The 22,789-nt window shown below is 74.0% G+C and carries 17 protein-coding genes; 13 read left to right on the forward strand and 4 right to left on the reverse strand.

Translation table 11 applies throughout. The annotated features are described in order from the left end of the window. Positions 1-71: 71 nt before the first annotated feature. On the reverse strand, positions 72-1,046 hold the full coding sequence (locus AB0B63_RS09080; RefSeq protein WP_208566629.1) for a DUF1702 family protein: 975 nt from the start codon (positions 1,044-1,046) through the stop codon (positions 72-74). 135 nt (positions 1,047-1,181) lie between these two features. After that, a complete protein-coding gene (locus AB0B63_RS09085) occupies positions 1,182-2,237 on the reverse strand; it encodes a carboxymuconolactone decarboxylase family protein (protein WP_208566630.1) in 1,056 nt (351 codons plus the stop codon). A 410-nt stretch (positions 2,238-2,647) separates the two neighbouring features. Between AB0B63_RS09085 and AB0B63_RS09090 the strand changes: the two genes are divergently transcribed. Then, positions 2,648-3,454: a TIGR03084 family metal-binding protein gene (locus AB0B63_RS09090; protein WP_208566631.1), complete on the forward strand. Its 807-nt coding sequence runs from the start codon at positions 2,648-2,650 to the stop codon at positions 3,452-3,454. Between the two features lie 59 nt (positions 3,455-3,513). On the opposite strand, the gene AB0B63_RS09095 is transcribed toward AB0B63_RS09090, so the two are convergent. Beyond that, complete coding sequence (locus tag AB0B63_RS09095) at positions 3,514-4,509, reverse strand: DUF1702 family protein (RefSeq protein WP_208566632.1); 996 nt, start codon at positions 4,507-4,509, stop codon at positions 3,514-3,516. A 457-nt stretch (positions 4,510-4,966) separates the two neighbouring features. Between AB0B63_RS09095 and AB0B63_RS09100 the strand changes: the two genes are divergently transcribed. Genes AB0B63_RS09100 through AB0B63_RS09110 form a run of 3 tightly spaced genes read left to right on the forward strand, consistent with a single transcriptional unit; the run spans position 4,967 to position 8,262 of the window. Then, positions 4,967-5,497: a DUF5987 family protein gene (locus tag AB0B63_RS09100; protein ID WP_208566633.1), complete on the forward strand. Its 531-nt coding sequence runs from the start codon at positions 4,967-4,969 to the stop codon at positions 5,495-5,497. Beyond that, positions 5,494-7,131 carry a GMC family oxidoreductase gene (locus AB0B63_RS09105; RefSeq protein WP_208566634.1) on the forward strand — a complete coding sequence of 546 codons (1,638 nt, stop codon included), beginning with the start codon at positions 5,494-5,496 and terminating at the stop codon, positions 7,129-7,131. Before AB0B63_RS09100 ends, AB0B63_RS09105 begins: the two co-directional genes overlap by 4 nt. A 60-nt stretch (positions 7,132-7,191) precedes the next feature. Next, positions 7,192-8,262 carry a carboxymuconolactone decarboxylase family protein gene (locus AB0B63_RS09110; protein WP_357016146.1) on the forward strand — a complete coding sequence of 357 codons (1,071 nt, stop codon included), beginning with the start codon at positions 7,192-7,194 and terminating at the stop codon, positions 8,260-8,262. A 787-nt stretch (positions 8,263-9,049) separates the two neighbouring features. On the opposite strand, the gene AB0B63_RS09115 is transcribed toward AB0B63_RS09110, so the two are convergent. Further along, complete coding sequence (locus AB0B63_RS09115) at positions 9,050-10,714, reverse strand: FAD-dependent monooxygenase (protein ID WP_244252063.1); 1,665 nt, start codon at positions 10,712-10,714, stop codon at positions 9,050-9,052. A 370-nt stretch (positions 10,715-11,084) separates the two neighbouring features. On the opposite strand from AB0B63_RS09115, the gene AB0B63_RS09120 reads away from it, so the two are divergent. The 9 genes from AB0B63_RS09120 (at position 11,085) to rfbH (ending at position 22,789) form a co-directional block, all read left to right on the forward strand. Next, positions 11,085-11,264 carry a hypothetical protein gene (locus AB0B63_RS09120; RefSeq protein ID WP_204960481.1) on the forward strand — a complete coding sequence of 60 codons (180 nt, stop codon included), beginning with the start codon at positions 11,085-11,087 and terminating at the stop codon, positions 11,262-11,264. 100 nt (positions 11,265-11,364) lie between these two features. Then, positions 11,365-13,365: an acyltransferase gene (locus AB0B63_RS09125; RefSeq protein ID WP_357016151.1), complete on the forward strand. Its 2,001-nt coding sequence runs from the start codon at positions 11,365-11,367 to the stop codon at positions 13,363-13,365. Positions 13,366-13,476: 111 nt separating this feature from the next. Beyond that, positions 13,477-14,403: an alpha/beta fold hydrolase gene (locus AB0B63_RS09130; protein WP_357016154.1), complete on the forward strand. Its 927-nt coding sequence runs from the start codon at positions 13,477-13,479 to the stop codon at positions 14,401-14,403. A gap of 215 nt (positions 14,404-14,618) precedes the next feature. Further along, on the forward strand, positions 14,619-15,560 hold the full coding sequence (locus tag AB0B63_RS09135; protein WP_208566638.1) for an ABC transporter permease: 942 nt from the start codon (positions 14,619-14,621) through the stop codon (positions 15,558-15,560). After that, positions 15,557-17,542 (forward strand): dipeptide/oligopeptide/nickel ABC transporter permease/ATP-binding protein, encoded by a 1,986-nt coding sequence (locus AB0B63_RS09140; protein WP_357016158.1) that lies wholly within the window; start codon positions 15,557-15,559, stop codon positions 17,540-17,542. Before AB0B63_RS09135 ends, AB0B63_RS09140 begins: the two co-directional genes overlap by 4 nt. Continuing rightward, positions 17,539-18,420: an ATP-binding cassette domain-containing protein gene (locus AB0B63_RS09145; protein WP_357016161.1), complete on the forward strand. Its 882-nt coding sequence runs from the start codon at positions 17,539-17,541 to the stop codon at positions 18,418-18,420. Before AB0B63_RS09140 ends, AB0B63_RS09145 begins: the two co-directional genes overlap by 4 nt. Positions 18,421-18,471: 51 nt before the next feature. Next, positions 18,472-20,043, forward strand: coding sequence for an ABC transporter substrate-binding protein (locus AB0B63_RS09150; RefSeq protein ID WP_208566641.1), 1,572 nt, complete (start codon positions 18,472-18,474; stop codon positions 20,041-20,043). 157 nt (positions 20,044-20,200) lie between these two features. Beyond that, positions 20,201-21,379 carry a nucleotide disphospho-sugar-binding domain-containing protein gene (locus AB0B63_RS09155; protein WP_208566642.1) on the forward strand — a complete coding sequence of 393 codons (1,179 nt, stop codon included), beginning with the start codon at positions 20,201-20,203 and terminating at the stop codon, positions 21,377-21,379. Positions 21,380-21,484: 105 nt separating this feature from the next. Beyond that, a complete protein-coding gene (gene rfbH, locus AB0B63_RS09160; protein WP_357016165.1) occupies positions 21,485-22,789 on the forward strand; it encodes a lipopolysaccharide biosynthesis protein RfbH in 1,305 nt (434 codons plus the stop codon).

Here is a 22,789-nt window from a genome sequence, read left to right on the forward strand (position 1 = left end):
GTGTGGGGAGGCTGCGCCGGGACCACCCGGCGTCCGGCGGGACGGGAACAGGGACGGGGACGGAGTCCCGGTCAGTGCCTTCCGCGTACCCGCAGTTCGTCGGCGATGGCACGACGCCAGACCTCGTAGGCGGGCTCCAGCGGGCTGTCGGCGCCGGTCGGCCGCTGCGCGGCGCAGATCCGGTCCGCCTCCGCCGGGGTGGTGCCGGCCAGCACCGCCGTGGCCCGGGCCGTGTGCGGGGTCTGGAGGCCGGCCGTCAGCCGGGCGGTCGCCGCGAACGCGCTGCCCTGGGCGACCTGGGCACGGTGCGAACCGGCCCGGTCGAGGAACACGCGCAGTTCGTCGGCGTCGACGCCACCGGCGTACGTGGCGGCCAGGCCGGCACCGCCGTAGAGGTCGGCCCGGCGCTCGGCCGGGAACCTGTCGATCAGATCGGCGACCACCGCCGCGTCGGTGCCGCCGACGAACCACATCGCCCGGCCGATGCCCTGGTCGATGGCGCGTTGGGCGTACCAGCGGGGGCCGTCGGCCGGCCACGGGAAGTCCGACTCCTGGTAGTGCTCGTGCACGTACCGACGGGTGTGGAAGTACGCCTGGTGGAAGCCGTACCCGTCGAGCACCAGCCAGCGCAGCAGCGGGTCCGGGGCGAACAGCTTCGACCAGCGGAACCGGGGCACCCGGGCCATCGCCCAGCCGACACCGACGTAGGCCATGTAGACGTGGTCGGCACCCCGGCCGGACAGGAACGTCGCCACCCGGTCCGACCGGCCGCCGGGCAGGGCGTCCAGCACGGCGAAGCCCATCGCGGCACCCTCGTAGGCGAAGCCGCGGAACTGCGCACGCACCGCCTCCAGTGCCGGCTCCGCGTCGGCGGGCTCCCGGGCCTCGGCCGCCGCGGCGTACCCGGTCAGAAATGACTCACCGACGGTTTCCAACAGTTCGACGGCGGCCGGGTCCTTACGGTGGAAACCGCGCACATCCAGTTTGGTCTCCGACAACGAGGGCGTGAGAATGCGTCGCCGCAATCTCCGGAATGTATTCGACACCTGGCGTCCCCCTATCTTCTCGCACGTCAGGAGGGATGCCTCCTGAAGTTATGTTTTCAGCGGCGAAACAGATCGTCTACTTCAAAGGTGCGCCACCGGCGCATTACCCGATGGCCCCGGAATTGATCGGCGACGTCATCGGGTGGCGGGGCCGGCACAGCGTCGGCCGACCTCCCGCGCCGCCGCGTACGCCGCCCAGGCCACCGCCTGCACCAGCGCCCGGTCGGTCGGCTCGACCCGGCGGAACCCCGCGACCACCTCGTCGTCGACCAGGTAGGAGGCGAACGCGGTCAGCAGCGCCAGTCGACCGGCCGCCCGGTCCCGCTCCGGCAGCCCGCCGACGGCCTCGTCGCACCAGCGTCGACCGGGTCCCGGCGGCTGCCCGTCCCAACCGTCGAGCCGGTCGCGCACCAGCGCCCGTACCGACGCCGGCACCGCCTCCGCACCGGCCAGGTCGAACGCCCGGTAGGCGCGGGCCGCCGCACCGGCGACCACCGGATCGGCGGCGGCCCACCCGGCGTCGAGCGGCAACGCCGCCACCGGCAGCAACGCCAGCGACCGACCCGGCCGGGGCGCGGCCCGCAGGGTGGGTCGCAGCAACCGACCGACGGCCCGCTTGAACCGGCGGCGGGCGGCACCGGACAGGCCGGCGGGCAGCAGATGGTCGGGCAGGAAGACGTTGACCACCCGGGCCAGGTAGTGGAAGGCCACCACCACGCCCACCAGCTCCGGGCCGTGGGCGGCCGGGAACGGGGGGACCACCGCACCGGTGTGGGCCTGCCGGGCCCAACCGGCCACCGCCCGCACCACCGGATCACCCAGGTCGGCCATCCGGTCGTCGGCGACGGCCTCCGCGTCGTCCTCGGTGGCCAGGTCGTACAGGCTGATGCTGTGCATGTCCACGCAGTACGGGCAGGTGTTGGCCACGGACACCCCGGCGGCCACCGCCTCCTTGGTGCGCCGGTCCACCACCCGGCCCGCGATCAGCGGCTCCCGCATCAACATCCAGTACGCGGCGAGCACCGGCGGCGCCGGGGAGTGCAGCAGCACCGGCGGAACCACCAGCTTCTGCTCGTCCTGCGCCTGGGCGTACACCTCGGCCACCAGGCCCCGGGCGGTGCCGGCCGGCACCGGCGCGACGTACCTGACCTGGCGGCGTACCACCGATGACGCGACCCGTGCGGCGACCATGGTCCCTCCCCCTGGCGGGCCCGCCGGCGTGCCGGGGTTGGCCGGACGTCGACGGCCGGGCCCATCGTGGTCAGCATGCGCCGCGCGGCCCGGCCGGCGGTTCTTCCACGGTGCGCAACCCGGCGCACGGGCCCGGATGCGTCCCCGTCGACGCGGGTCCACCATCGACCGCGGGCGCGGCCCGTGACCACGGTGACACCGGGGTACGGCCCGGCCGCAGCGCATGACGAGAGAAGACAGCGCCCACGCCCGGCCCGCATGCTGCTGGTGCTGACGTGACGCCGTCGGCGCGGGCCCGGCCACCGGCAGCCCCACGCGGCGGCGACGGGATCGGCGTCGTGCGTGGCAACCGGCGCCCTCGGACGCGCCGGGCCACGCTCGCCACTGCTGACGAGCGAGAGGACAGCCGCGTGAGCGCACAAAACGACGTCTTCGTCGACCTGGGCCTGGAGGGTGACGCCGTCGACCGGATGGTCGCCGACCTCGACGAGGCGCAGTGGGCGCTGGACACCCCCGCGCCGGAGTGGACCGTCGCCCACCAGATCGCCCACCTGGCGGCGACCTTCCGGCTGGCGGGACTGGCCGCGGCGGACCCGGCGGGGTTCGTCGCGCTCGCCGGGCAGTTCGGGCCCGACTTCAACCGCAACGTGCGGACCGCCCTGTCGCCGTACCTGTCCGCGCCGCCACCGGCGCTGCTGGCCAAGTGGCGCGAGGAACGGGCCACCGCCGAGCAGGCCCTGGCCGCGGTGCCGGCCGGGCAGACGGTGCCCTGGCTGGTCCGGCCGCTGCCCGCGCCGGTGCTGGCCGCCGCCGGCATGATGGAACTGTTCGGCCACGGGCAGGACATCGCCGACGCGCTCGGGCTGCGCCCCGAACGCACCGACCGGCTCCGGCACCTGGTCGACTTCGCCGTCCGCACCTGGGACTTCGGCTACCAGGCGCGCGGGCTGGACACCCCGGACGTCGCGTTCCGCTTCGAGATCACCGCCCCGTCCGGCGACGCGGTCTGGGAGTTCGGGCCGGCGGACGCCACCGAGCGGATCAGCGGGCCGGCGGCCGACCTGTGCCTGCTCGTCACCCGCCGCCGGCACCGCGCCGACCTGGCGCTCACCGCCGTCGGGGCGGAAGCCGACCGCTGGCTGGACCTGGCGCAGGCCTACCGGGGCCCGGCCGGTCCCGGCCGCACCCCGGGCCAGTTCGACAGCGTCCGGGCCTGACCGGCCGGCGGCCCCCGTCCCGAGCCGGGACGGGGGCCGCCGACTGCGCACCGATCGGATCAGGCCGGGGTCGCCGGGTCGGCGACCGGCACCCGGTCGCGCACCCGGGCCCGCCACAGCTCGTACGCCGGCAGGCCCGGCCCGGCGGCGGAGTCCACCGCGACCTCGTCGGCCAACACGGAGGCGTGCTCCACCGTCATCCCGGCGAGGGCGTGCAGCGCCACCCCGGTGTGCCCGGGGATGTGACCCGAGTAGTCGCGGGCCTTCGCGGCGAACACCGCGCCCTGGCCGAGGTGCGGACGGTCGACGCCGCTGAGCCGGGCCAGCAGGGCCAACCCCTCCGCGTCGCAGCCACCGGCGAAGGTGGCCGCCAGTCCAACGCCGCTCCACAGGTCGGCCTGCCGGGACCGGTCGAACCGCTGCACGGCCGCCGCCACCTGGGTCGGCTGCGCACCGTGGATGAACCACAACGCCCGGCCGACGCCCTGGTCGCAGGCGCGCGCGAAGTAGTCGGGGTGCCCCTGCCACGGGTACGGCGACGGGCGGTACTGCCCACCCACCCAACGGTCGGTGTCGAAGTAGGCCCGGTCGAAGCCGTACCCGTCGACGGCCAGCCAGCTCATCGTCGGGTAGTACCGCATGCCGGTCAGGTCGGGCAGGACCCGCCGCCACAGCGGGCGGGGCAACCGGGCCATCGCGAAGCCGATCCCGATGTAGGTGAGGAAGGTGTGCCGCTCGGCCCGGCCCCGCAGCAGGTCCCGGGCCCGGTGGCCACGTCCGCCGGCCATCGCGTCACGCACCGTGCAGGCCATCGTCGCCCCCTCGTAGGCGAACCCGCGCAACTCGACGTCGACCAGTTCCAGGCGACGCTCCACCTCCCACTGGTCGCGGGCGTCGATCGCCCACTCGAACCCGCAGATCACCGTCTGCGGGATGGCCTCCAACCGCCGGGTGACCGCCGACTCCTCGACGGGGAAGCCGCGCCGGGCGAAGCTCACCTCGGCCAACGACGGGGTGAGCAGCAGCCTGCGGATCGAACCAAGGGTGGTCGGCATGGGCATCTCCCTGGGCAACGCCGGAGTCGGCAACGGTCGGGACCCGCCGGGGCACCTCGGGGCGCACGCCGGTCACGGGTGCACTCATCGTCCGGGCCGCACCCGTTTCCCCGCTTCTCCCGACGTGCGCAGGTGTCCACCCGGACGGTGCACGGCGGGGTGGACCGGGCCGTCGGTGGCGGGTCACCGGGGGGCTCCGGCCGTACCGGTGTCGGGTCACGGCACCCACCGCACTTCGGAAGGTGTTTCGGTGCCCCCGATGCGTGCACGATGTGCGGCAGCGGAATCGCGCGGGGCGGTGCCCGGATTCCACCACCGACCGGCCGGCACCGACATTCGCGCGACCCGTCGTGTACGCGGGGAAAGAGTATTCCCGGAACCGCCCGGAACAATTTCGCACCGGACAGGAGGCGTCGCCGTGCAGTCCAGTACCACCGACGCAGACACAGCGCGGACTATGACCATCGAGGCCTTTGCCGACACCATTGTTCCGGGCGAGAAGAGAAGCCCGGACGACCAGGCCGTGGCCGGCGCCGCCCCCGGTGGGGGTGCGGTCGCCGCCGGGGCGGTGGAGCTGCTGGAGTTGCCGGCCGGCGGCCTGGCCGACTCGCTCGACGGGCTGGCCCTCACCCTCGACATGCACGCCGGCGAGTACGCCGCCGAGCAGGGGATCACCCTGGACCCGGCGCTGCCGGCGTTCGTGGCCCTGCCGTTCGCGCACCGCACCGAGCTGGTCCGCCGGCTGACCGACCCGGAGCACCCGGAGAAGCAGATGTGGGTGGGCCTGGCGCTGTTCAGCAACATGGCCTTCGACAGCGCGGCGCACCTGCCGACCGTGGCGGCGCTCGCCGACGGGCACCCCGGCCTGCTGCACATCGGCTACCACCGGCCGGACGCCGACGGGTTGTGGCGCTACCCGAACTACTCCTACGGCCGCCCCCTGGCCCCCCTGCACCCCGACACCACCCCCACCGGGAGCCCGGCATGAGCAGCACCGAGAAGACCGACGTCCTGATCATCGGCAGTGGTTTCGGTGGCGCGATCACCGCCTACCACCTGGCCGCCGGGGGCGCGAAGGTGGTGATCCTGGAGCGCGGGCCGTGGCTGTCCGGTCAGGACTTCGACCACGACTTCGAGCTGGGTTCGTCGTACACCCGGGCGTTCGACTTCGTCGTCGGGGACGGGATGAGCGTGCTCAGCGGCAACTGCGTGGGCGGCGGCAGCGTCGTCTACTTCGCCACCATGCCCCGGGCGCCCCGGTTCGTCTTCGAACGCCAGGGCTCGATCGGCCGGCGGATGTGGCCGGCCGCGATCAACCGGGACACCCTGGACCCGTGGTACGACCGGGTGGTCGAGGCCCTGCCGGTCACCGGCCAGAGCTGGGACCAGGTGCCGTACCCCGGCGGGCTGTGGGCGGCGGCCTGCGCCCACGCGGGTCGCACCGCCAACCCGGTGCCGTCGGCGATCGACCTGGACAAGTGCACCAACTGCAACTGGATGATGGCCGGCTGCCGGTTCGACGCCAAACGGTCGCTGCTGCTGAACTACCTACCGGCGGCGCTGGCCCACGGGGCGACGATCCGGCCGCTGCACGAGGTGCAGCACCTGTCGCGCACCGACGACGGCGGCTACCGGGTGCACTACCGGGTCGTCGACGACGAGGACTACCGCGTCCTGCACGACGCCGGCACCATCGACGCGAAGATCGTCATCGTCGCGGCCGGCGCGGGGGCGACCCCGGTCATCCTGCAACGCTCCGAGGCGACGCTGGGCAAGATGCCGTCGGCGGTCGGCCGCTACTTCTCCGGCAACGGGGAACGGCTCAACACCGCCGTGTTCGACGAGGACCGGGTCCGTGAGGTACTGGGCCTGGACCGGGGCGACGGGGTCGCCTACGAGGCGTACCAGATCGGCCGGGGGCCGACGGTGGCCAGCTGGGACAAGCTCGACGCCAACCTGCCCGAGTACGAGCGGTACTCGTTGGAGCAGCTCTACTTCCCGCCCGGCCTGGGCACCATCCTCGCCCAGGTGCCCGACGCGACCGGCCCGAGCTGGTTCGGGGTGGAGAAGAAGGAGCTGATGCGGCACTTCAAGTCGTGGCTGACCGTCTTCACCATGTCCGAGGACGACAACGAGGGCGTGTTCGGCCCGCCGCCGGAGACCGGCAACGCGCACCGCTTCTCCCAGCAGATGCTGGGGCACGGCCCGCTGCGCTACCAGCCCACCGCCAACACGTGGCGGGGCTGGAACCTGTCCGACGCCGACGTCAAGGACATCGTCGAACGCGACGGCCTGGCGAAGGTGATGCCGTGGACCAACGACCTGGTGGGCGCGTACACCGTGCACCCGCTGGCGTCGTGCCGCATCGGTGACGACCCGGCGACGTCGGCCCTGGACGACCGGCACGAGCTGCGCGGGCACCCGGGCATCTTCGTCACCGACGGGTCTGCGGTGCCCGGCGCCCTCACCGTCAACCCGGCCCTGACGATCAGCGCGTTGGCCGAACGGGCCGTCCCGGGCATCGTCCGGGCCGCCCGGGAACGTGGGGTCGCGGTCACCTACGGCGCTCCCGCGCCGGACGGCGCGACCGCCGGCCGCCGCGCCGTGCTCCAGGCCCGCTGACCCGACCACGGTCCCCCGGCATCCGGCCGGGGGACCGCCCCGACCTGGAAGGGGATGACCGTGGCGACCCTGTTGGCCCGCGCCACCCGGCGCACCGTGCTCGCCCACGTCCGGCACGTCCGCCCGGTCGCCCCCCATCGGGCGGACGGCCTCGTCGCCCAGGTGTACGGGCAGGTCGAGCGGGACTTCGGCATGTTGGCGCCACCGGTGGCGCTGCACTCCCCCGCCCCGAGGGTGCTGGCGGCGAGCTGGACGATGCTGCGGGAGACCCTGGTGGCCACCGGTCCGGCCGGCCGGCCGGCGAAGGAGGCGGTGGCGGCGGCGGTCTCCGCGGCGAACCGCTGCCCGTACTGCGTCGACGTGCACGGGGCGGCTCTGGTCGGACTGCTACCCGGTGGTGGCGGGGCCGGCCCGGCGGTGGCGGGGCTCGACGACGGGCCGTGGGGGCCGTTGGCCCGTTGGGCCCGGCGGCCGTCCCCGCACGGCCCGGCCGGGCCGCCGCCGGCACCCCCGGACCAGCTGCCGGAGCTGGTCGGCGTGGCGGTGGTCTTCCACTACCTGAACCGGATGGTCAACGTGTTCCTGCGGGACTCCCCGCTGCCCGACACCCCGTCGGTGGCCCGGGGTGTCGTGCAGCGGACGGCGGCCCGGGTGATGGGGGCGCTGGCCCGCCGGCCCTGCCCGCCGGGGGCGGCGGTGGTGTTGCTCCCGGCCGCCCCACGCCCGGCCGACCTGGTCTGGGCCGGTCCGACGGTGCTCGCCGAGGCGCTGGCCCGTGGTTACGCCACGATCGAGGACGGCGGCCGGCAGGTCGTCCCCGCCGGGGTACGGGAGCTGGTCGCCGCCCGCTGCGCCGACCCGAAGGACGGTCCGACCGGCATCAGCGCCCGCCCCTGGCTGGAGGACGTCGTCGCCGGTCTGTCCCCGGTGGAGCGCCCGGCGGGACGACTCGCCCTGCTCACCGCGTTCGCCTCCTATCAGGTCACCGACGCCGTGGTGGCGGACTTCCGGGCGCACCACCCCGGCGACGACGCCCTGGTGACGCTCACCGCCTGGGCGGCCCTGACCGCGGCCCGCCGCTACGGCCCGGCACTGGCCGGTGTCCCGGACGTGCCGGACCCGACCAGCTGACCCCCAGCCCCGACCCCCGCCCGAGCCCTCGGTCCCCCGGCTCCGGCCCTCCGGCACCTGATCGCCCTGCCCACGCCCCCGGCCCTGGCTCCGGCTTTGACCCACGCCCCCCGGCCCACGCCCCCCGGCCCCGGCTTTGGCCCACGCCCCGGCTCACGCCCTCCGGCCCTGGCTGCGGCCCGGTCCCGGCTTTGACCCTCGGCCCACGCACCCCGGCTTTGACCTTCGGCCCACGCACCCCGGCTTTGACCTTCGGCCCATGCCCCCGGCCTTGGCCCTCGGCCCACGCCCGCTGGCCTCGGACCAGCCCCGCAGCTGGGTCCCCGACCGTGGGTCGGGGTGCGGCGTGGAGCCGAGAGGTAGCGCGGAGCCGACACGCGGCCGGAACCAGAGCGCGGTGTCAGGCTGGGCAGGGGCGAGCTGGGCGGGTTGCGGCTCCCGGAGGGGACTACCTTCCCCGATAACGGTTATGCCTGTCCGTCATATTTATGACGCTCAGGCATAACACCTTCCCGGCACACCATGCCTTCCCGGCACACCGAGTGGCCGGCTGGCCCGCTGGCCGGCTCATGTCACACCTTCCCGGCATACCATGCCGTCCCGGCACGCCGGATGACCGCCTCACCTCGCTTGGCCCGTCTTACGGCACTCGTCGTCGTCCCGGGTCTCGGTGGGCAGTTCGAGCAATGGCCCCGTCCTATGGCAGCTCGGCGCGGGTCGGGGTGGGCGGGCAGGGCGCAGCCGGAGCCGGTTCCCGCGCCGGCTCCGGCTGCTGTCCCTGGGCCGGTCAGGACCCCGACCGTTGCCCGGCGTCCACCGGGCCGTCCTCCACCCCGGCCGCCGACGGGGCCGACGGCGGCGTCGATGCGGCACCCGTCGAGGGCACCGGGGCAGCCGCAGGCGACGGGACCGGCATGGACGGGCCACCCGACGGAGGCGACAGGACCGGCTTGGGCGAGGAATCCGGCGCGGCCGACAGGACCGGCGCGGGCGAGAGACCCGGTGCGGGTGACGGGACCGGGGAGGTGGCCGGCATGTCCCGGGCCAGGCGGAGCACCCGCACCAGCAGCGGCAGCCGCCACAGTGTGCGCGGCGGGTCGACCAGTCCGGCGACCCGCATGTACGCCCGGGTGACCTCCGGGTCCTTGGTCATCGCGTACTGGAGGCGGACCAGATAGGCGTTGTGCAGCCGGATCGGCAGCGACCGCGGCCCCACCCCGGGGAAGTCCAGGTCGGTGCGGGTGGACAGCTGCCACGGGTGGCGCATCAGCCGCGCCACGTCCCGCAGGTAGGAACGGCCGTCGGCGGCCGGTTGCCGGTCGAGGAACCGGCGCAGCGCGGTCACCTGCATCGCCGCGGCGGTCATCCCCTGGCCGTAGACCGGGTTGAAGCTGCACACCGCGTCGCCGAGCACGGCCAGCCCGGCGGGGAACCGGGACAGCCGCTCGTAGTGCCGCCAGACGCTGGCCGGGAAGGTGAACGACACCGCGTCGCCGGTCGGGTCGGCGTCGCGGACCGCCTGGTGGATGTCGGCCACCGGCAGGGTCCGGACATACTCCTCGAAGCCGGCCGGGTCGGTCGGTGGGTGGTCGCCGAGGATGCCGGTGAGGCTGAGCCGGAAGTCGCCGGTGGCGGTCTGCCCGAAGAACGCCCCCCGGGGGTGCTCGGGAGAGGCCACCGGGTTGATCGCCACCGGGCCGTCGAAGGTGCCGGGCCGTCTGCGGTAGGTGCGGGTGGTGTACGCCAGCCCGATCGTCATCCGCTCCTCGACCGGCCGTTCGTAGCCCAGCTCGGTCAGCCAGACGGGCAGCCGGGACCCCCGGCCGGTGGCGTCGACCACCAGGTCGGCGTCGAGGCGTTCCTCGGGGCTGCCCGGGGTGCGTTCCTGGATGCGGATCCCGGTGACCCGGCCCCGGTCCCCGGTGGCCACCAACCCCAGCACGTCGGTGTGCTGCCGGTAGGTCACGTTGGGCAGCCCGGCCACCCGGGAGCGCAGGTAGTTCTCCAGCACCGGCCGGTTACCGGCGACGGAGAGCAGCCCGGTCTCGGTACGGGCGATCGGGCGGGCGTTGAAGTACCAGCGCATCAGCCCGAAGTCGCGTACCGGCAGGCCCAACTCCTTGGCGTCGTCGAGCAGGCCGGGGAAGAGGTCGGACAGGATCAGGTAGCCCCGGGCGTGCAGCCCGTGCGCGTGCACGGCGTGCGACGCGCCCTTGCGCATGCCGGTGACCCCGAGCACCTCGTCGCGGTCCACGACGACGACCTCGCGGTACCAGTCGGACAGCACCCGGGCGGCCAGCGTGCCGGCGATGCTGCCGCCGGCCACCACCGCCCGGTCGCCCAGGATGCGTGGCGTCACCGGGGCCGCCGGCCGACCGCCGAAGACGGCGCGTAGCCGGTCGGTCACCCCACCGCTTCGCGCGGTACTGCTCGCTGCGACGTGGTCGCCCATCTGCGGTGCCTCCCTGAACTCGGTCGGCGGCCCACGCGGGGCGGGGACGGGAAGCGCCCCGCCGCGCACACCGCCGGGCGTGCGGCTCGCCAGGTGTGCTGCCCATGGAAGCAGAGGACGCGGGTGCCGCACGTCCTCGAACGTGCCCAATGCGGACGGTCACCGGTGCTGCGGCGGCCCCGCCGGTCGGCACGGCGCGGGCCGGCCGGCGGGGTCGGCCCGCCGGGGCTGAGCACGCTGGGAGATGACCCCCCACCTCGGCGGTTCCATCCTCGAACCGGGTACGACGGGTGCCGCCGACAGTCGCGGCCCCGGCGGCGCGGTACCGGCACCGGCACCGCGCGGACGGCCGAGACGAGGAGGCGGACACGTGCCGCAGGTGACCGAGAACGAGGACGGGACCACGACCTTCAGCATCAACTCCGCCGAGCTGCGCCGGCTGCGGGACCTGGTCCTCGACCGGGTGCCCGAGCTGAAGCGGGCGGTGGAGCTGGCGGAGAGCCCCGAGGTGCGCACGACGCTGCGGTTCGTGCGGTCCGTCATCCGCTGACCTCCGGCCCGCAGGACGCCGGCGACGACCATCCCGCGTGCCGTGGGTCCCGGCCGGCTTCCGGTCGGCGCACCGCCGGCCGGACCGAAAGGACGAGTAGATGAGCGTGACGACCAGGGACGGCGGGGCCTCGGCCACCGCGGGCAGGGCGGGCGGTGACCGGGACCCGGCGATCTTCGGCATCCGTGGGTTGGCGGCGTTGGCGCTGCTGACGGTACACGTGGCGATGTTCTCCGGGCTGTTGGGCACCAAGGCGCTGGGTACGCCCCGACCACCGAGCAATTTCCTCGGCGCGTTCTTCGTCAGCGGGCTGCCCTCGTTCATCGGGGTGTTCTTCGTCCTGCCCGCGCTCTACCTCTACCTGCCGCTGGCGCGGGCGATCATCGCGGGCCGGCCGCGTCCGCCGCAGGGCGCGACGATGGTCCGCCGGCTGATGCGGCTGCTGCCGGCGTACTACCTGATGTACCTGGTGGTGCTGGTGGCGTTGAACCGGGACGCCATCGACGGCCCCTGGTACGTGCTGCGCCCGCTGCTGCTGTTGCAGATCTACTCGCCGAGCCCGTTCGCGCCGCACTTCATCAACGGGATGGAGGTCAGCTGGACGGTGCCGAGCATGGTGCAGTGGTACCTGGCGCTGCCGCTGATCGCCTGGGCGAGCCACCGCTTCGCCGCCCGGGGGGCGACCCCGGTGGCGCGGGCGCGACGGCTGCTGCTGCCGGTGCCGGTGCTGATCGCCATCGGTGTCGGTTGGCTCTTCTTCGTCAAGGGCAACGGCTGGGACAACCGGATGGTGTTCTGGTGGCCGCAGGGGTTCGCGCCGACCATCGGCATCGGCCTCGGCCTGGCCGTACTGCTGGCGTTGTCGCAGGTGTCGCCCGGGGACACCCCCCGGCTGCTGCGGTTCGCCGCGCTGCGCCCGGGGCTGTTCTGGGTCGCCGCGATCGCGGTCTACCTGGTCAACTGCGCCCGCCCGTTCAGTGTGATCGGGATGGACGCGATCTACTCGACCAGTGGCCTGTTCATGACGTACCTGATGGTGGCGCTGTTCGGGTTGTTCGCGTCGCTGCCGCTGGTGTCGCCGGGCGCGGCCCGGACCCGGATGGTGGACGCGGTGCTGACCGCCCGCCCGGTGGTCCATCTCGGCAAGGTCTCCTACGGCGTCTACCTGTGGCACTTCGCGGTGATGCACTTCTACCTCCAGCCGGGGGCGGTGTTCAGCGGCGCCGTCCGCCCGATCCGCGAGCTGTACGGCACGGCCGGGTTCTGGGAGTTGGAGACGGTGACCCTGCTCGGGGCGGTGCTGCTGGCCACGCTCAGCTACCGGCTGTTCGAGCAGCCGCTGGCCGCCCTGGTGGACGCCGCGCTGGCCCGGCGACGGCGGTCGACGCCGCGACCACCGGCGCTGCTGCGGGCTCCGCTGCTGGCGGCAGCCACCGTCGACGTGCTGTCCCCGCCGCAGGCCGGGGCGGCGGTGGCGGCGGCGGTCACCGACCGGGACGCCATCCAGGCCAACCTGGTGGACCTGGAACGGCACCTGGACCGGCACCTGCTGGCCGCCGCCGAGCTGACCGGGGAGTCGGCCCGCCGGTGGGCCGCCGCGCGGGCGGATCTGGCGCAGTTGTGGACCGTCTACCACGCCTACTCGGCGGTGGTCGACGAGGTGGTCGGGCCGTTCGCCGGCCCCGGCCAGCCTTCGGGGGCCGAGCTGGCCCGGGTCAGTGCCCTGCTCGACCAGGCGTCGGTGGTGGTCACCGGCCCGCCTCCGCCGTTGGCGCGGCGGCGGATCACCGACGACGGCCGGGTGGAGTTGACGGTCGCGGCGGCGGTGGCCCGGATGGACGAGCTGTTCCGGGGCATCGCCGAGGTGGTGACGGCGGCGGAGGCGGTGTGGGAGACGGCCGGGGCACGGTTGGACCGGATCGACGCGGCCCTGGCCCACCGGGCCACCGGGGACGGGACGGACCCGGAGCCGACGGTGCAGCGGGCCGGGCGGCTGCGGGCGGCGCTACGGACGGACCCGTTGGCCCGCTGGCGGGACGGGACCGTGGTCACCGACGACCTCGACGAGTTGCTCCGCTCGTTGGAACATCTCGTGGCATAGCCGGCGTTTTACACGGTTTGCTCAGGCGGCGGGGCGGATAATCATCCCGCACGGTGACCGGCGGTGGTCGCGGAATTCCCGCGCGTGGTCCGAGGGCATGAGGAGACCGTCTTGAGTACACATCGGACCGTTGGCGACGAGGACCTGTTGGCGGGGACGGAACGACACGTCCCCGCCAACGGCGTGCGGCTCTGCGTGGGCACCTTCGGCTCGCCGGAGCACCCGGCCCTGCTGCTGGTCAGCGGGGCGTCCAACTCGATGGACTGGTGGGCCGACGGGTTGTGCCGGCGCCTCGCCGACGGCGGCCGGTACGTGGTGCGTTACGACCACCGCGACACCGGCCGGTCCACCGGCTGGCCGGCCGGCTCCCCCGACTACCACTTCGACGACCTGGTCGCCGACGCCGCCGCCCTGGTGGAGCAGCTCGACCTGGGGGCCGCCCACGTGTGGGGCATCTCGATGGGCGGGGCGATCGCGCAGCGGCTGGCCGTGGAGCATCCGCAGCGGGTCGCCTCGCTGACGTTGAGTTCGACCAGTCCCGCCCTGCGGATCGGCGAGCGCCCCTACGACGACCTGCCGCCGATGTCGAAGTCGCTGATGGCCAGCTTCGGCGAGTCCCGCCCCGACCCGGACTGGGCCGACCCGGACTCCGTCGTGGAGCACATCGCCACCGGTCAGCGACCGTTGACCGGCAGCGTCGCGCTGGCCGGGGCGGAGCTTCGGGAACTCGTGGCGCGGGCGGTGGCACGCACCGTCGACATCCGGGCCAGCCTGGCCAACCACTGGTCGATCGACGGCGGGGCGGAGTACCGCGACGCGCTGGGCGGGATCACCGTACCGGCCCTGGTGGTGCACGGCACCGAGGACCCGCTCTTCCCGTACGGGCACGGGGAGGCGTTGGCCGACGAACTGCCGGTCGCCCGGCTGCTGCCGCTGCCCGGGGTGGGGCACCAGATGCCGCCCCGGGCGACGTGGGACACGCTCGTGCCGGCAGTCCTGGCGCACACCGGTGGCGGCCCCGGGAAACCCACCGGGTGAGCACGTCTGCGGAAGACAACCGCGCCTCCGCTCTGCCAGCGTGGACACGGCCCCTGACGCACCGCTGATCACGGACGTCGGTGGGTCGACCCTGACCACCGACGGCTGGAGCGTGACGCCATCAGATTCGACCACGTCGGCGACCCGGCCGGCCGTACGTCCACAGGGGGGATCGACACCCGGCGGGGTGCCGGTGCGGACGGCCACCGGTGGCCATGGTCCGGCTAGTCCTGCGCCGGCTGGCCTGGACCGGGCCGTTGCTGTTCGTCGTGTCGGTCCTGTGCTTCCTGCTGATCTCCCTGGTGCCCGGTGACCCGGCCCGCACGGTGCTCGGCCCGCTGGCCCCTCCCGAACAGGTCGAGGCCCTGCACCGGCAGATGGGGCTGGACCGCCCGCTGACCGTGCAGTACCTCAGCTGGCTGGTCGCCGCCGTGCACGGTGACCTGGGCCGGTCGGTGAGCACCGGCACCTCGGTCGGCCCGCTGATCGCCAGCCGGTTGGCCCCGACGCTGTCGCTGATCCTGCTGGCCACGCTGACCGTCGGCGTGGTCGGCACCGCCCTCGGCGTGCTCAGCGCCGTCCGGGGTGGACCGCTCGGGAGGCTGGTCGACGTGGCCTCCGTGGTGGGTCTCGCCGTACCCGGATTCTGGCTGGCCCTGGTGCTGATCACCTGGTTGGCGGTGCGGTGGCGGCTGTTCCCGGCCACCGGCTACGTCCCCTTCGGGGAGTCCCCGGTGGGGTGGCTGCGGTCGCTGGCGTTGCCGGTGGCCGCGACGTCGCTGGCGGCGGTAACCGCGGTGGCCAAACAGACCCGCGACTCCATGTTGGACGTGTTGAGCCGCGACTTCGTGCGGGTGATGCAGGCCAACGGCCTGTCCGTCCGCTCGATCGTCTACCGGCACGCGTTGCGGACCGCCGCGGTGCCGGTGGTCGCGCTGCTGGGGGTGATCTCCGCCAGCCTGCTCGGCGCGACCGTGCTGATCGAGAACATCTTCGGCCTGCCCGGCCTGGGCTCCGGGGCCGCGCTCGCCGCCGCCCAGCACGACATTCCGGTCCTCCAGGGGGCGGTGGTCTGCTACACCCTGATCGTCGTGGTGATCGGCCTGCTCGCCGACCTCGCCCAGGCGTGGTTGGACCCCCGGGTGGGGGCCCGGTGAACCGGCCGGCGGCGGTGGCAGTGCGGGTGTTGCGCCGCCCGCTGGTGCTGCTCGCCGTGCTGTGGCTGCTGCTGGTGCTGGCCTGCGCCCTGCACCCTGAGCTCGTCACCGGCCGGGACCCGGTCGACCAGGACCTGCCGGCCGCCCTGGGTGGGCCGTCGGCCGCCCACCCGCTGGGCACCGACCGCCTCGGCCAGGACCTGCTCAGCCGGCTCGCGTACGGCGCGGCGGGCACGCTGTGGGGGGTGCTGGTGGCGGTGCTGACGGCCACCGTGGTCGGGGTGGGTCTGGGCCTGCTCGCCGGCTACCTCGGCGGGGTCGTCGACGCGCTGGTCGGCCGGCTGGCCGACCTGCTGTTCTCGTTGCCGGCCATCGTGATCCTGCTGGTGGTGGTGGCCGTCTTCCCGGGCGACGTCACGATCGCCATGCTGACCTTCGGGCTCCTGCTCTCCTCCGGCCTGATCCGGGTGGTCCGGGCCGCCACCCGGTCGACCCGGGAGGAGCTGTTCATCGCGGCGGCCCGGCTGGCCGGGCTCTCCACGCCGCAGATCCTGCGCCGGCACGTGCTGCCCCGGCTGCGCGGTCTGGTCATCGTCCAGGCGTCCCTGGTCGCGGCGATCGCCCTGGTGATGCAGGCGAGCCTGGCCTTCCTCGGGTTCGGGCCCCCACCGCCGGAGCCGAGCTGGGGCGGCATGATCGACGAGGCCCGGATGGTGATCGTCCGCCACCCGTGGGCCCTGGTTCCGCCGGGGCTGGCGGTCGCGTTGACCGTGCTCTCCTTCGTGCTGCTCGGCGACGCCGCCCGCGACGGCGCGACCGCCGCCTGGGCGACGACGAAACTGGCCCGCCGACGCCGGCGGTCCGGCCGGCGCGGAACCCACCCCACGGTGCCCACGCCGCCCCACCCCACAGGGTCCGCGCCCGCCCACCCCACAGGGTCCGCGCCCGCCCACCCCGTCGAACCGGCGCCGGCCGGCGGGCCGGGCCACGCCGACACGTTGCTGTCGGTACGCCGCCTGTCGGTCCAGCTCCCGGGTGGTCCCGGCCGGGGCGCGCGGACCGGCACCACCGTGGTCAGCGACGTCGACCTCGACGTCGGTCCGGGGGAGATCGTCGGACTGGTCGGCGAGTCGGGCTGCGGCAAGACGGTCACCGCGCTGAGCATCCTCGGGCTGCCCCCGGGCGACGGGCAGCTCACCGGCAGCTGCCACTTCGCCGGCCTCGACCTGGTCAGGGCCGACGACCGGCAGTGGCGCACGGTGCGGGGCCGCCGGATCGGCTACGTCGCGCAGGACCCGATGGTGAGCCTGGACCCGACCCTGCGCGTCGGCGTGCAACTCGCCGAGGCCGTCCGCCGGCACACCGGGCTGGGTCGACGACCGGCCCGGGCCCGGGTGCTGGCGCTGCTGCGCGACGTCGGCCTGCCCGAACCGGATACCGCCGCGCGACGGTATCCGCACCAGTTGTCCGGCGGGATGGCCCAGCGGGTGGCGATCGCGTTCGCGTTGGCCGGGGACCCGGAGCTGCTGATCGCCGACGAGCCGACCACCGCCCTGGACGTGACCCGGCAGGCCGAGATCCTGGCCCTGCTCGCCCGGACCAGCCGGGAACGGCGGTTGGCCGTGCTGCTGGTGACCCACGACCTGGGGGTGGTGGCGGCGCTCTGTGACCGGGCGGTGGTGATGTACGCCGGTCAGGTCGTCGAGTCCTGCCCGGTGACCGAGCTGTTCGCCCGCCCCCGGCACCCGTACACCCGGGGGTTGCTGGCGGCCGATCCGCACCGGGCGTCCCGGGCGGGCCGGCTGCCCACGATCACCGGCACGGTGCCCGCCCCCGGGCAGTGGCCGACGGGGTGCCGGTTCGCGCCGCGCTGCCCGCTGGCCACCGAGTCCTGCCGGCACGCCCCGGTGCCGCTGGACCGGCTCGGCCCGGCCCACGCCGTGCGCTGCGTACGGCCGGACGAGGACCGGGTGGCGGCGTGAGCGGGCGGCCGTTGCTCGCGGTGCACGACCTGGTGGTCGACCTCGGACGCCGACGGTCGGCGACGCGGGTGGTGGACGGGGTGAGCCTGACCGTGGCCGCCGGTGAGACGGTCGGCCTGGTCGGTGAGTCCGGTTCGGGCAAGTCGACGATCGCCCGCGCGGTCCTGGGTCTCACGCCGGTGACCGACGGCCGGGTCCTCATCGACGGGCTGGACGTCACCCATGCCCGCCGGCGGCAGCGCCGGGCGCTCAGCGACGACGTGCAGCTGGTGTTCCAGGACCCGTTCAGCTCGCTCAACCCGGCCCGCCGGATCGGCGACAGCCTGGTCGAGCCGCTGCTCAACCGGCGGGGCGTCGACCCGGCGCGGCGGCGGGTGCTGGTCGCCGAGGCGCTGCACCGGGTGGGTCTGCCGGCCGAGTCGGCGCACCGCTATCCGGGGCAGTTCTCCGGTGGGCAGCGGCAGCGCATCGCCCTGGCGCGGGCCCTGGTCGGCAGCCCCCGCCTGCTGGTCACCGACGAGCCGGTGTCCGCGCTGGACCTGTCCGTCCGCGCCCAGATCATCAACCTGCTCGCCGATCTGCAGGCCGAGCTCGGTTTCGGTCACCTGTTCATCGCCCACGACCTGGCGGTGGTGCGGCACCTGTCGCACCGGATGGTGGTGCTGCACCGGGGACGGGTGGTCGAGGCCGGTGACGCCGAGACCGTCTACCGGCGGCCCACGCACCCGTACACCCGGGCGCTGCTGGCCGCCGTGCCGGTGCCGGACCCCGTCCGGGCCCGCGCCGCGCTGGCCGCCTTCGCCCGGCAGCCGCCCCCGGCCGGTCCGGCCCCCGACCTCGGGGTCGACCCGGCAGCCGACCGGCACCCGACCTCCTGACCACACACCCTGCTTCCCCTCGACACCGGCGTCCGCCGGGAAAGGATGGCCATGTTCGCGCATCGTCCGCGCCGAAGCGTCCACCAGGTACGAGTCCTGGTCGCCGCCGCGCTGCTCACGGTCGGCTCGCTGACCGCCTGTTCCGGCACCGCCGAGCCGGGGGGCGGCGCCGACGACGCCGTCCTGACCATGGCGGTGGCGGCCCCGCCGACGCTGGACCCCTACAAGGCCAACATCGACCTGAACAACATTCCGACGGTGGCGCTGGCGTACGCCCCACTGATCCGGATGAACGCCGACCGGACGTTCACCGGGGAGCTGGCCGAGTCGTTCGGCTACGTCGACCGGCAGAACAAGGTCTTCCAGCTCAAGCTGCGCCCGGGGCTGACCTTCGCCGACGGCACCCCGCTGGACGCCCCGGCGGTGGTCAAGTCCCTGGAGTACATGCGGACGGTCAGCCCGAAGGCGAAGACCTGGGCGGCCACCATCACCAGCGTCACCGCACCCGACGCCGCGACGGTGGTGGTCACCAACAGCGCCCCGAACCCGGTGATGCGGCAGCTGTTCAGCCAGGCGATCCTGTCCGGCTCGGTGGTCTCCCCCGCCGGGCTGACCGATCCGGGCCAGCTCGCCCAGCGCACCTTCGGGGCCGGCCCGTACCAGCTCGACCCGGCCGGCACGGTGGCCGGCGACCACTACACCTACCTGCCCAACCCCCGGTACTGGAACAAGGAGGGGCAGCACTGGAAGAAGGTCGTGGTCCGGGTGCTGCCGGACGCGAACGCCACCGTGCAGGCCATCCAGGCGGGGCAGATCGACTACGCCGCGCTCAACGCCGACGCCGGTCCGGCGGTCGTCGCCGCCGGGCTCAAGCACATCACGGCGAGCGTGGCGGTGCTCGGCATGGTGCTCGCCGACCGCGACGGCACCGTCGCCGCGCCGCTGCGCGACGTGCGGGTACGCCAGGCGTTGAACCACGCCATCGACCGGGCCACGATCGCCAAGACCATCTTCGGCGAGTTCGCGCACCCGACCAGTCAGATCGCCGCCCCCGGCTTCGACGGCTACCAGGCGGCCCTGGACGACCGCTACCCGTACGACCCGGACCGGGCCAAGGCGCTGCTCACCGAGGCGGGTTACCCGAACGGCTTCACCGTGAAGGCCGAGGCGCACACCCCCGGCATCGCCGCCGTCGCGCAGGTGGTGGCCGGGCAGTGGAAGAAGATCGGGGTGACCGTCGAGCTGACCACCGACACCCAGGTGCCGCAGTGGCTGGAGCACGTGATGTCGCGCAAGTTCCCGGTCACCGCGTTCGGCTACGGCAATCTGCCGACCTATCTGTCCTCTCTGGACTTCATGCGGCCGGTGGCCAACCCGTTCAACCCGTACGCCACCGACGACGCGCAGTTGAAGCAGTTGCTGCAGCGGGCGGTCGCCGAGCCGGAGCCGACCACCCAGGCGGGGTTGTTCCAGCAGGCGGTGGCCCGGCTCACCGAACTGGCCTGGTTCGCCCCGGTGGTGCGGATGGACGGTATCGCGGTGACCGGCTCCCGGGTCGCCCCGCTGGAGGCGGCGGCCGACAACGGGCTGCCGAGCGTGGTGACGGTCCGCCCGGCCGGCTGACCACCGCCGGTCCACAGTGGCCGTACGGGCGGCGGGTACGACGGCACGCTGGGAGGTGTCCGGCCTCCCGGCCTCTGCCACGATCTACTGGTAATGGTCACTACCGGTATCCGTCGCCGCGCAGTTCCGGCGGCGCCCTGAGCCGTCGGAGCCGCAGATGCGCGTGCTGATCACCAGCGCACCGATGCACGGCCACCTCTTCCCGTTGGTGCCGCTCGCCTGGGCGCTGCGGGCGGCGGGGCACGAGGTGCTGGTCGCCTGCACCGAGCACTTCGTGCCGACCGTGACCCAGGCGGGTCTGCCGGCGGTCTCGGCCGGGCCGGGGATGGACATCCGCGAGCTGGTGCGGCCGGATTCGCCGCACGGCATCGAGGACGACCCCTACGGACACGGCGAGGTCTTCGCGACAATGGCGTCGCGGAACCTCGCCGGCACCCTGGCGACCGTCCGGTCCTGGCGACCGGACCTGGTGCTCGCCGAGCGCTCCGAGTACGCCGGCCCGGTGGCCGCCCGCGCCGCCGGTGTCCCGTACGTCGAGCTGCACTGGGGTGTCGCGGAACTCGTCGAGTACCGGGCCGCCGCCGAGACGGTGCTCCGGGGTGACCTGCACCGGCTCGGGTTGACCCGGCTTCCCCGGGCCGATCTGGTGCTCGACCCGTGGCCGCCGAGCCTGCGGCTGCCGCACGCCCGGGCCCACCTGGGGTTGCGGCCGGTGCCGTACAACGGTGCCGCCCGGGTGCCGGAGTGGCTGCTCGACCCGCCGCCGCGGCCCCGGATCGGGCTGACCATGGGGACCGTCCTGCCGCACCTGACCGACGCCGGGATGGGTGGTCTGCTCACCGGGCTGGTCGAGGAGCTGGCGACCCTCGACGCCGAACTGGTCCTGGCCATCGACGACGAGGCCGCCCGTCAGCTGCCACCGCTGCCGTCGGCGGTCCGGTACGCGGGCCGGATTCCGCTGTCGGAGCTGGTGGCGACCTGCCGGTTGCTGATCCACCACGGCGGACAGGGTTCCGCCCTGACCGCGCTGGCCGCGGGTTGTCCGCAGCTCGTACTGCCCAAGTTCGACGACGCGTTGGACAACGCGGAGGCGATCGCCGCCGCCGGGGTGGGGTTGGCCGTCCGGTTGGACGTGGCGACCCCGCGCGGGGTGGCCGACGCGGCGGGGCTGGTGCTGGGCCAGTCCCGGTTCGCGGTCGCGGCCGGTGCGGTGGCCGGGGAGGTCGCGGCACAGCCGTCCCCGGCCGAGACCGTCCGGGCGCTCACGCGGTTGGCCCGGCGGGAGACCGCCGGTGCCGCGCCGGCCGGCGGGTCGGCCGTCCGGTGGCCGCGGTGAGCGCCGACGGCCGCCGGGTCCCGCCGGCATCCGGCCCGACCGGCGACCGGCGCGGCCCCACCACCGGTACGCACACCTGTCGCGATCACGAGAAGGAGTCCGGGCATGAGTGACCGTAGAGCGCTGCTGCTCGACGAGGTCCGTAAGTTCCACCAGGACGCACAGCCCAACCAGCCCTTCATCCCGGGGGTGACCGAGATCTGGCCCTCCGGGGCGCTGCTCGACGCCGAGGACCGGGTGGCGCTGGTGGAGGCCGCGCTGGACATGCGGATCGCGGCCGGCCCGCTGGCCCGCAGGTTCGAGTCGGAGTTCGCCCGCAAGATGCACCGCCGCAAGGCGCACCTGACCAACTCCGGCTCGTCGGCGAACCTGCTGGCGGTGAGCGCGCTCACCTCCGACCTGCTGGAGGACCGGCAGCTACGCCCCGGTGACGAGGTGGTCACGGTGGCCGCCGGGTTCCCCACCACGGTCAACCCGATCCTGCAGAACGGGTTGGTGCCGGTCTTCGTCGACATCGATCTGGGCACCTACAACACCAGTGTGGAGCGGGTGGCCGCGGCGATCGGCCCGAAGACCCGGGCGATCATCCTGGCCCACACGCTGGGCAACCCGTATCCGGCCCGGGAGATGGCGGAGCTGGCGGACGCGCACGACCTGTTCTTCGTCGAGGACAACTGTGACGCGGTGGGCTCCACCTACGACGGTGCGCTGACCGGCACGTTCGGCGACCTGTCCACGGTGAGTTTCTATCCGGCCCACCACCTGACCATGGGTGAGGGTGGCTGCGTGCTCACCTCGAACCTGGCGTTGGCCCGGATCGTCGAGTCGCTGCGCGACTGGGGTCGGGACTGCTGGTGTCCGCCGGGCGAGTCGAACACCTGCCTGAAGCGGTTCAAGTACCAGCTCGGCACGCTCCCCCAGGGCTACGACCACAAGTACATCTACTCGCACGTCGGCTACAACCTGAAGGCGACCGACCTGCAGGCCGCGTTGGGGTTGACCCAGTTGGCCAAGCTGGACGAGTTCACCGCGCTGCGGCGGCGCAACTGGCGTCGGCTGCGCGAGCGCCTCGACGGGGTGCCGCACCTGCTGCTGCCCGAGGCCACCCCGAACAGCGAGCCGAGTTGGTTCGGGTTCGTCATCACCGTCGACCCGGCGGCGCCGTTCACCCGTTCCGAGCTGGTGGCGTTCCTGGAGGACCGGCGGATCGGCACCCGGCAGCTGTTCGCCGGCAACCTGACCCGGCACCCGGCCTACCTGAACCAGCATTACCGGGTGGTCGGCGAGCTGACCAACAGCGACATCGTCACCGAGCAGACTCTCTGGGTGGGGGTCTATCCGGCACTCACCGACGAGATGATCGACTATGTCGGAGTGTCGATCCTGGATTTCGTCGCCGCCCGGGGATGA

The organism is Micromonospora sp. NPDC049081 (genome assembly GCF_040648835.1).
In the GTDB taxonomy this organism is placed as follows: domain Bacteria; phylum Actinomycetota; class Actinomycetes; order Mycobacteriales; family Micromonosporaceae; genus Micromonospora; species Micromonospora antibiotica.

Excerpts from the sequence above, each read along its gene's own strand:
- AB0B63_RS09100 (WP_208566633.1), top strand. The coding sequence starts at position 4,967 with ATGACCATCGAGGCCTTTGCCGACACCATTGTTCCGGGCGAGAAGAGA.
- AB0B63_RS09125 (WP_357016151.1), top strand. The coding sequence starts at position 11,365 with ATGAGCGTGACGACCAGGGACGGCGGGGCCTCGGCCACCGCGGGCAGG.
- AB0B63_RS09155 (WP_208566642.1), top strand. The coding sequence starts at position 20,201 with ATGCGCGTGCTGATCACCAGCGCACCGATGCACGGCCACCTCTTCCCG.
- AB0B63_RS09095 (WP_208566632.1), bottom strand. The coding sequence starts at position 4,509 with ATGCCGACCACCCTTGGTTCGATCCGCAGGCTGCTGCTCACCCCGTCG.
- AB0B63_RS09115 (WP_244252063.1), bottom strand. The coding sequence starts at position 10,714 with ATGGGCGACCACGTCGCAGCGAGCAGTACCGCGCGAAGCGGTGGGGTG.
- rfbH (WP_357016165.1), top strand. The coding sequence starts at position 21,485 with ATGAGTGACCGTAGAGCGCTGCTGCTCGACGAGGTCCGTAAGTTCCAC.
- AB0B63_RS09085 (WP_208566630.1), bottom strand. The coding sequence starts at position 2,237 with ATGGTCGCCGCACGGGTCGCGTCATCGGTGGTACGCCGCCAGGTCAGG.
- AB0B63_RS09150 (WP_208566641.1), top strand. The coding sequence starts at position 18,472 with ATGTTCGCGCATCGTCCGCGCCGAAGCGTCCACCAGGTACGAGTCCTG.
- AB0B63_RS09135 (WP_208566638.1), top strand. The coding sequence starts at position 14,619 with ATGGTCCGGCTAGTCCTGCGCCGGCTGGCCTGGACCGGGCCGTTGCTG.
- AB0B63_RS09105 (WP_208566634.1), top strand. The coding sequence starts at position 5,494 with ATGAGCAGCACCGAGAAGACCGACGTCCTGATCATCGGCAGTGGTTTC.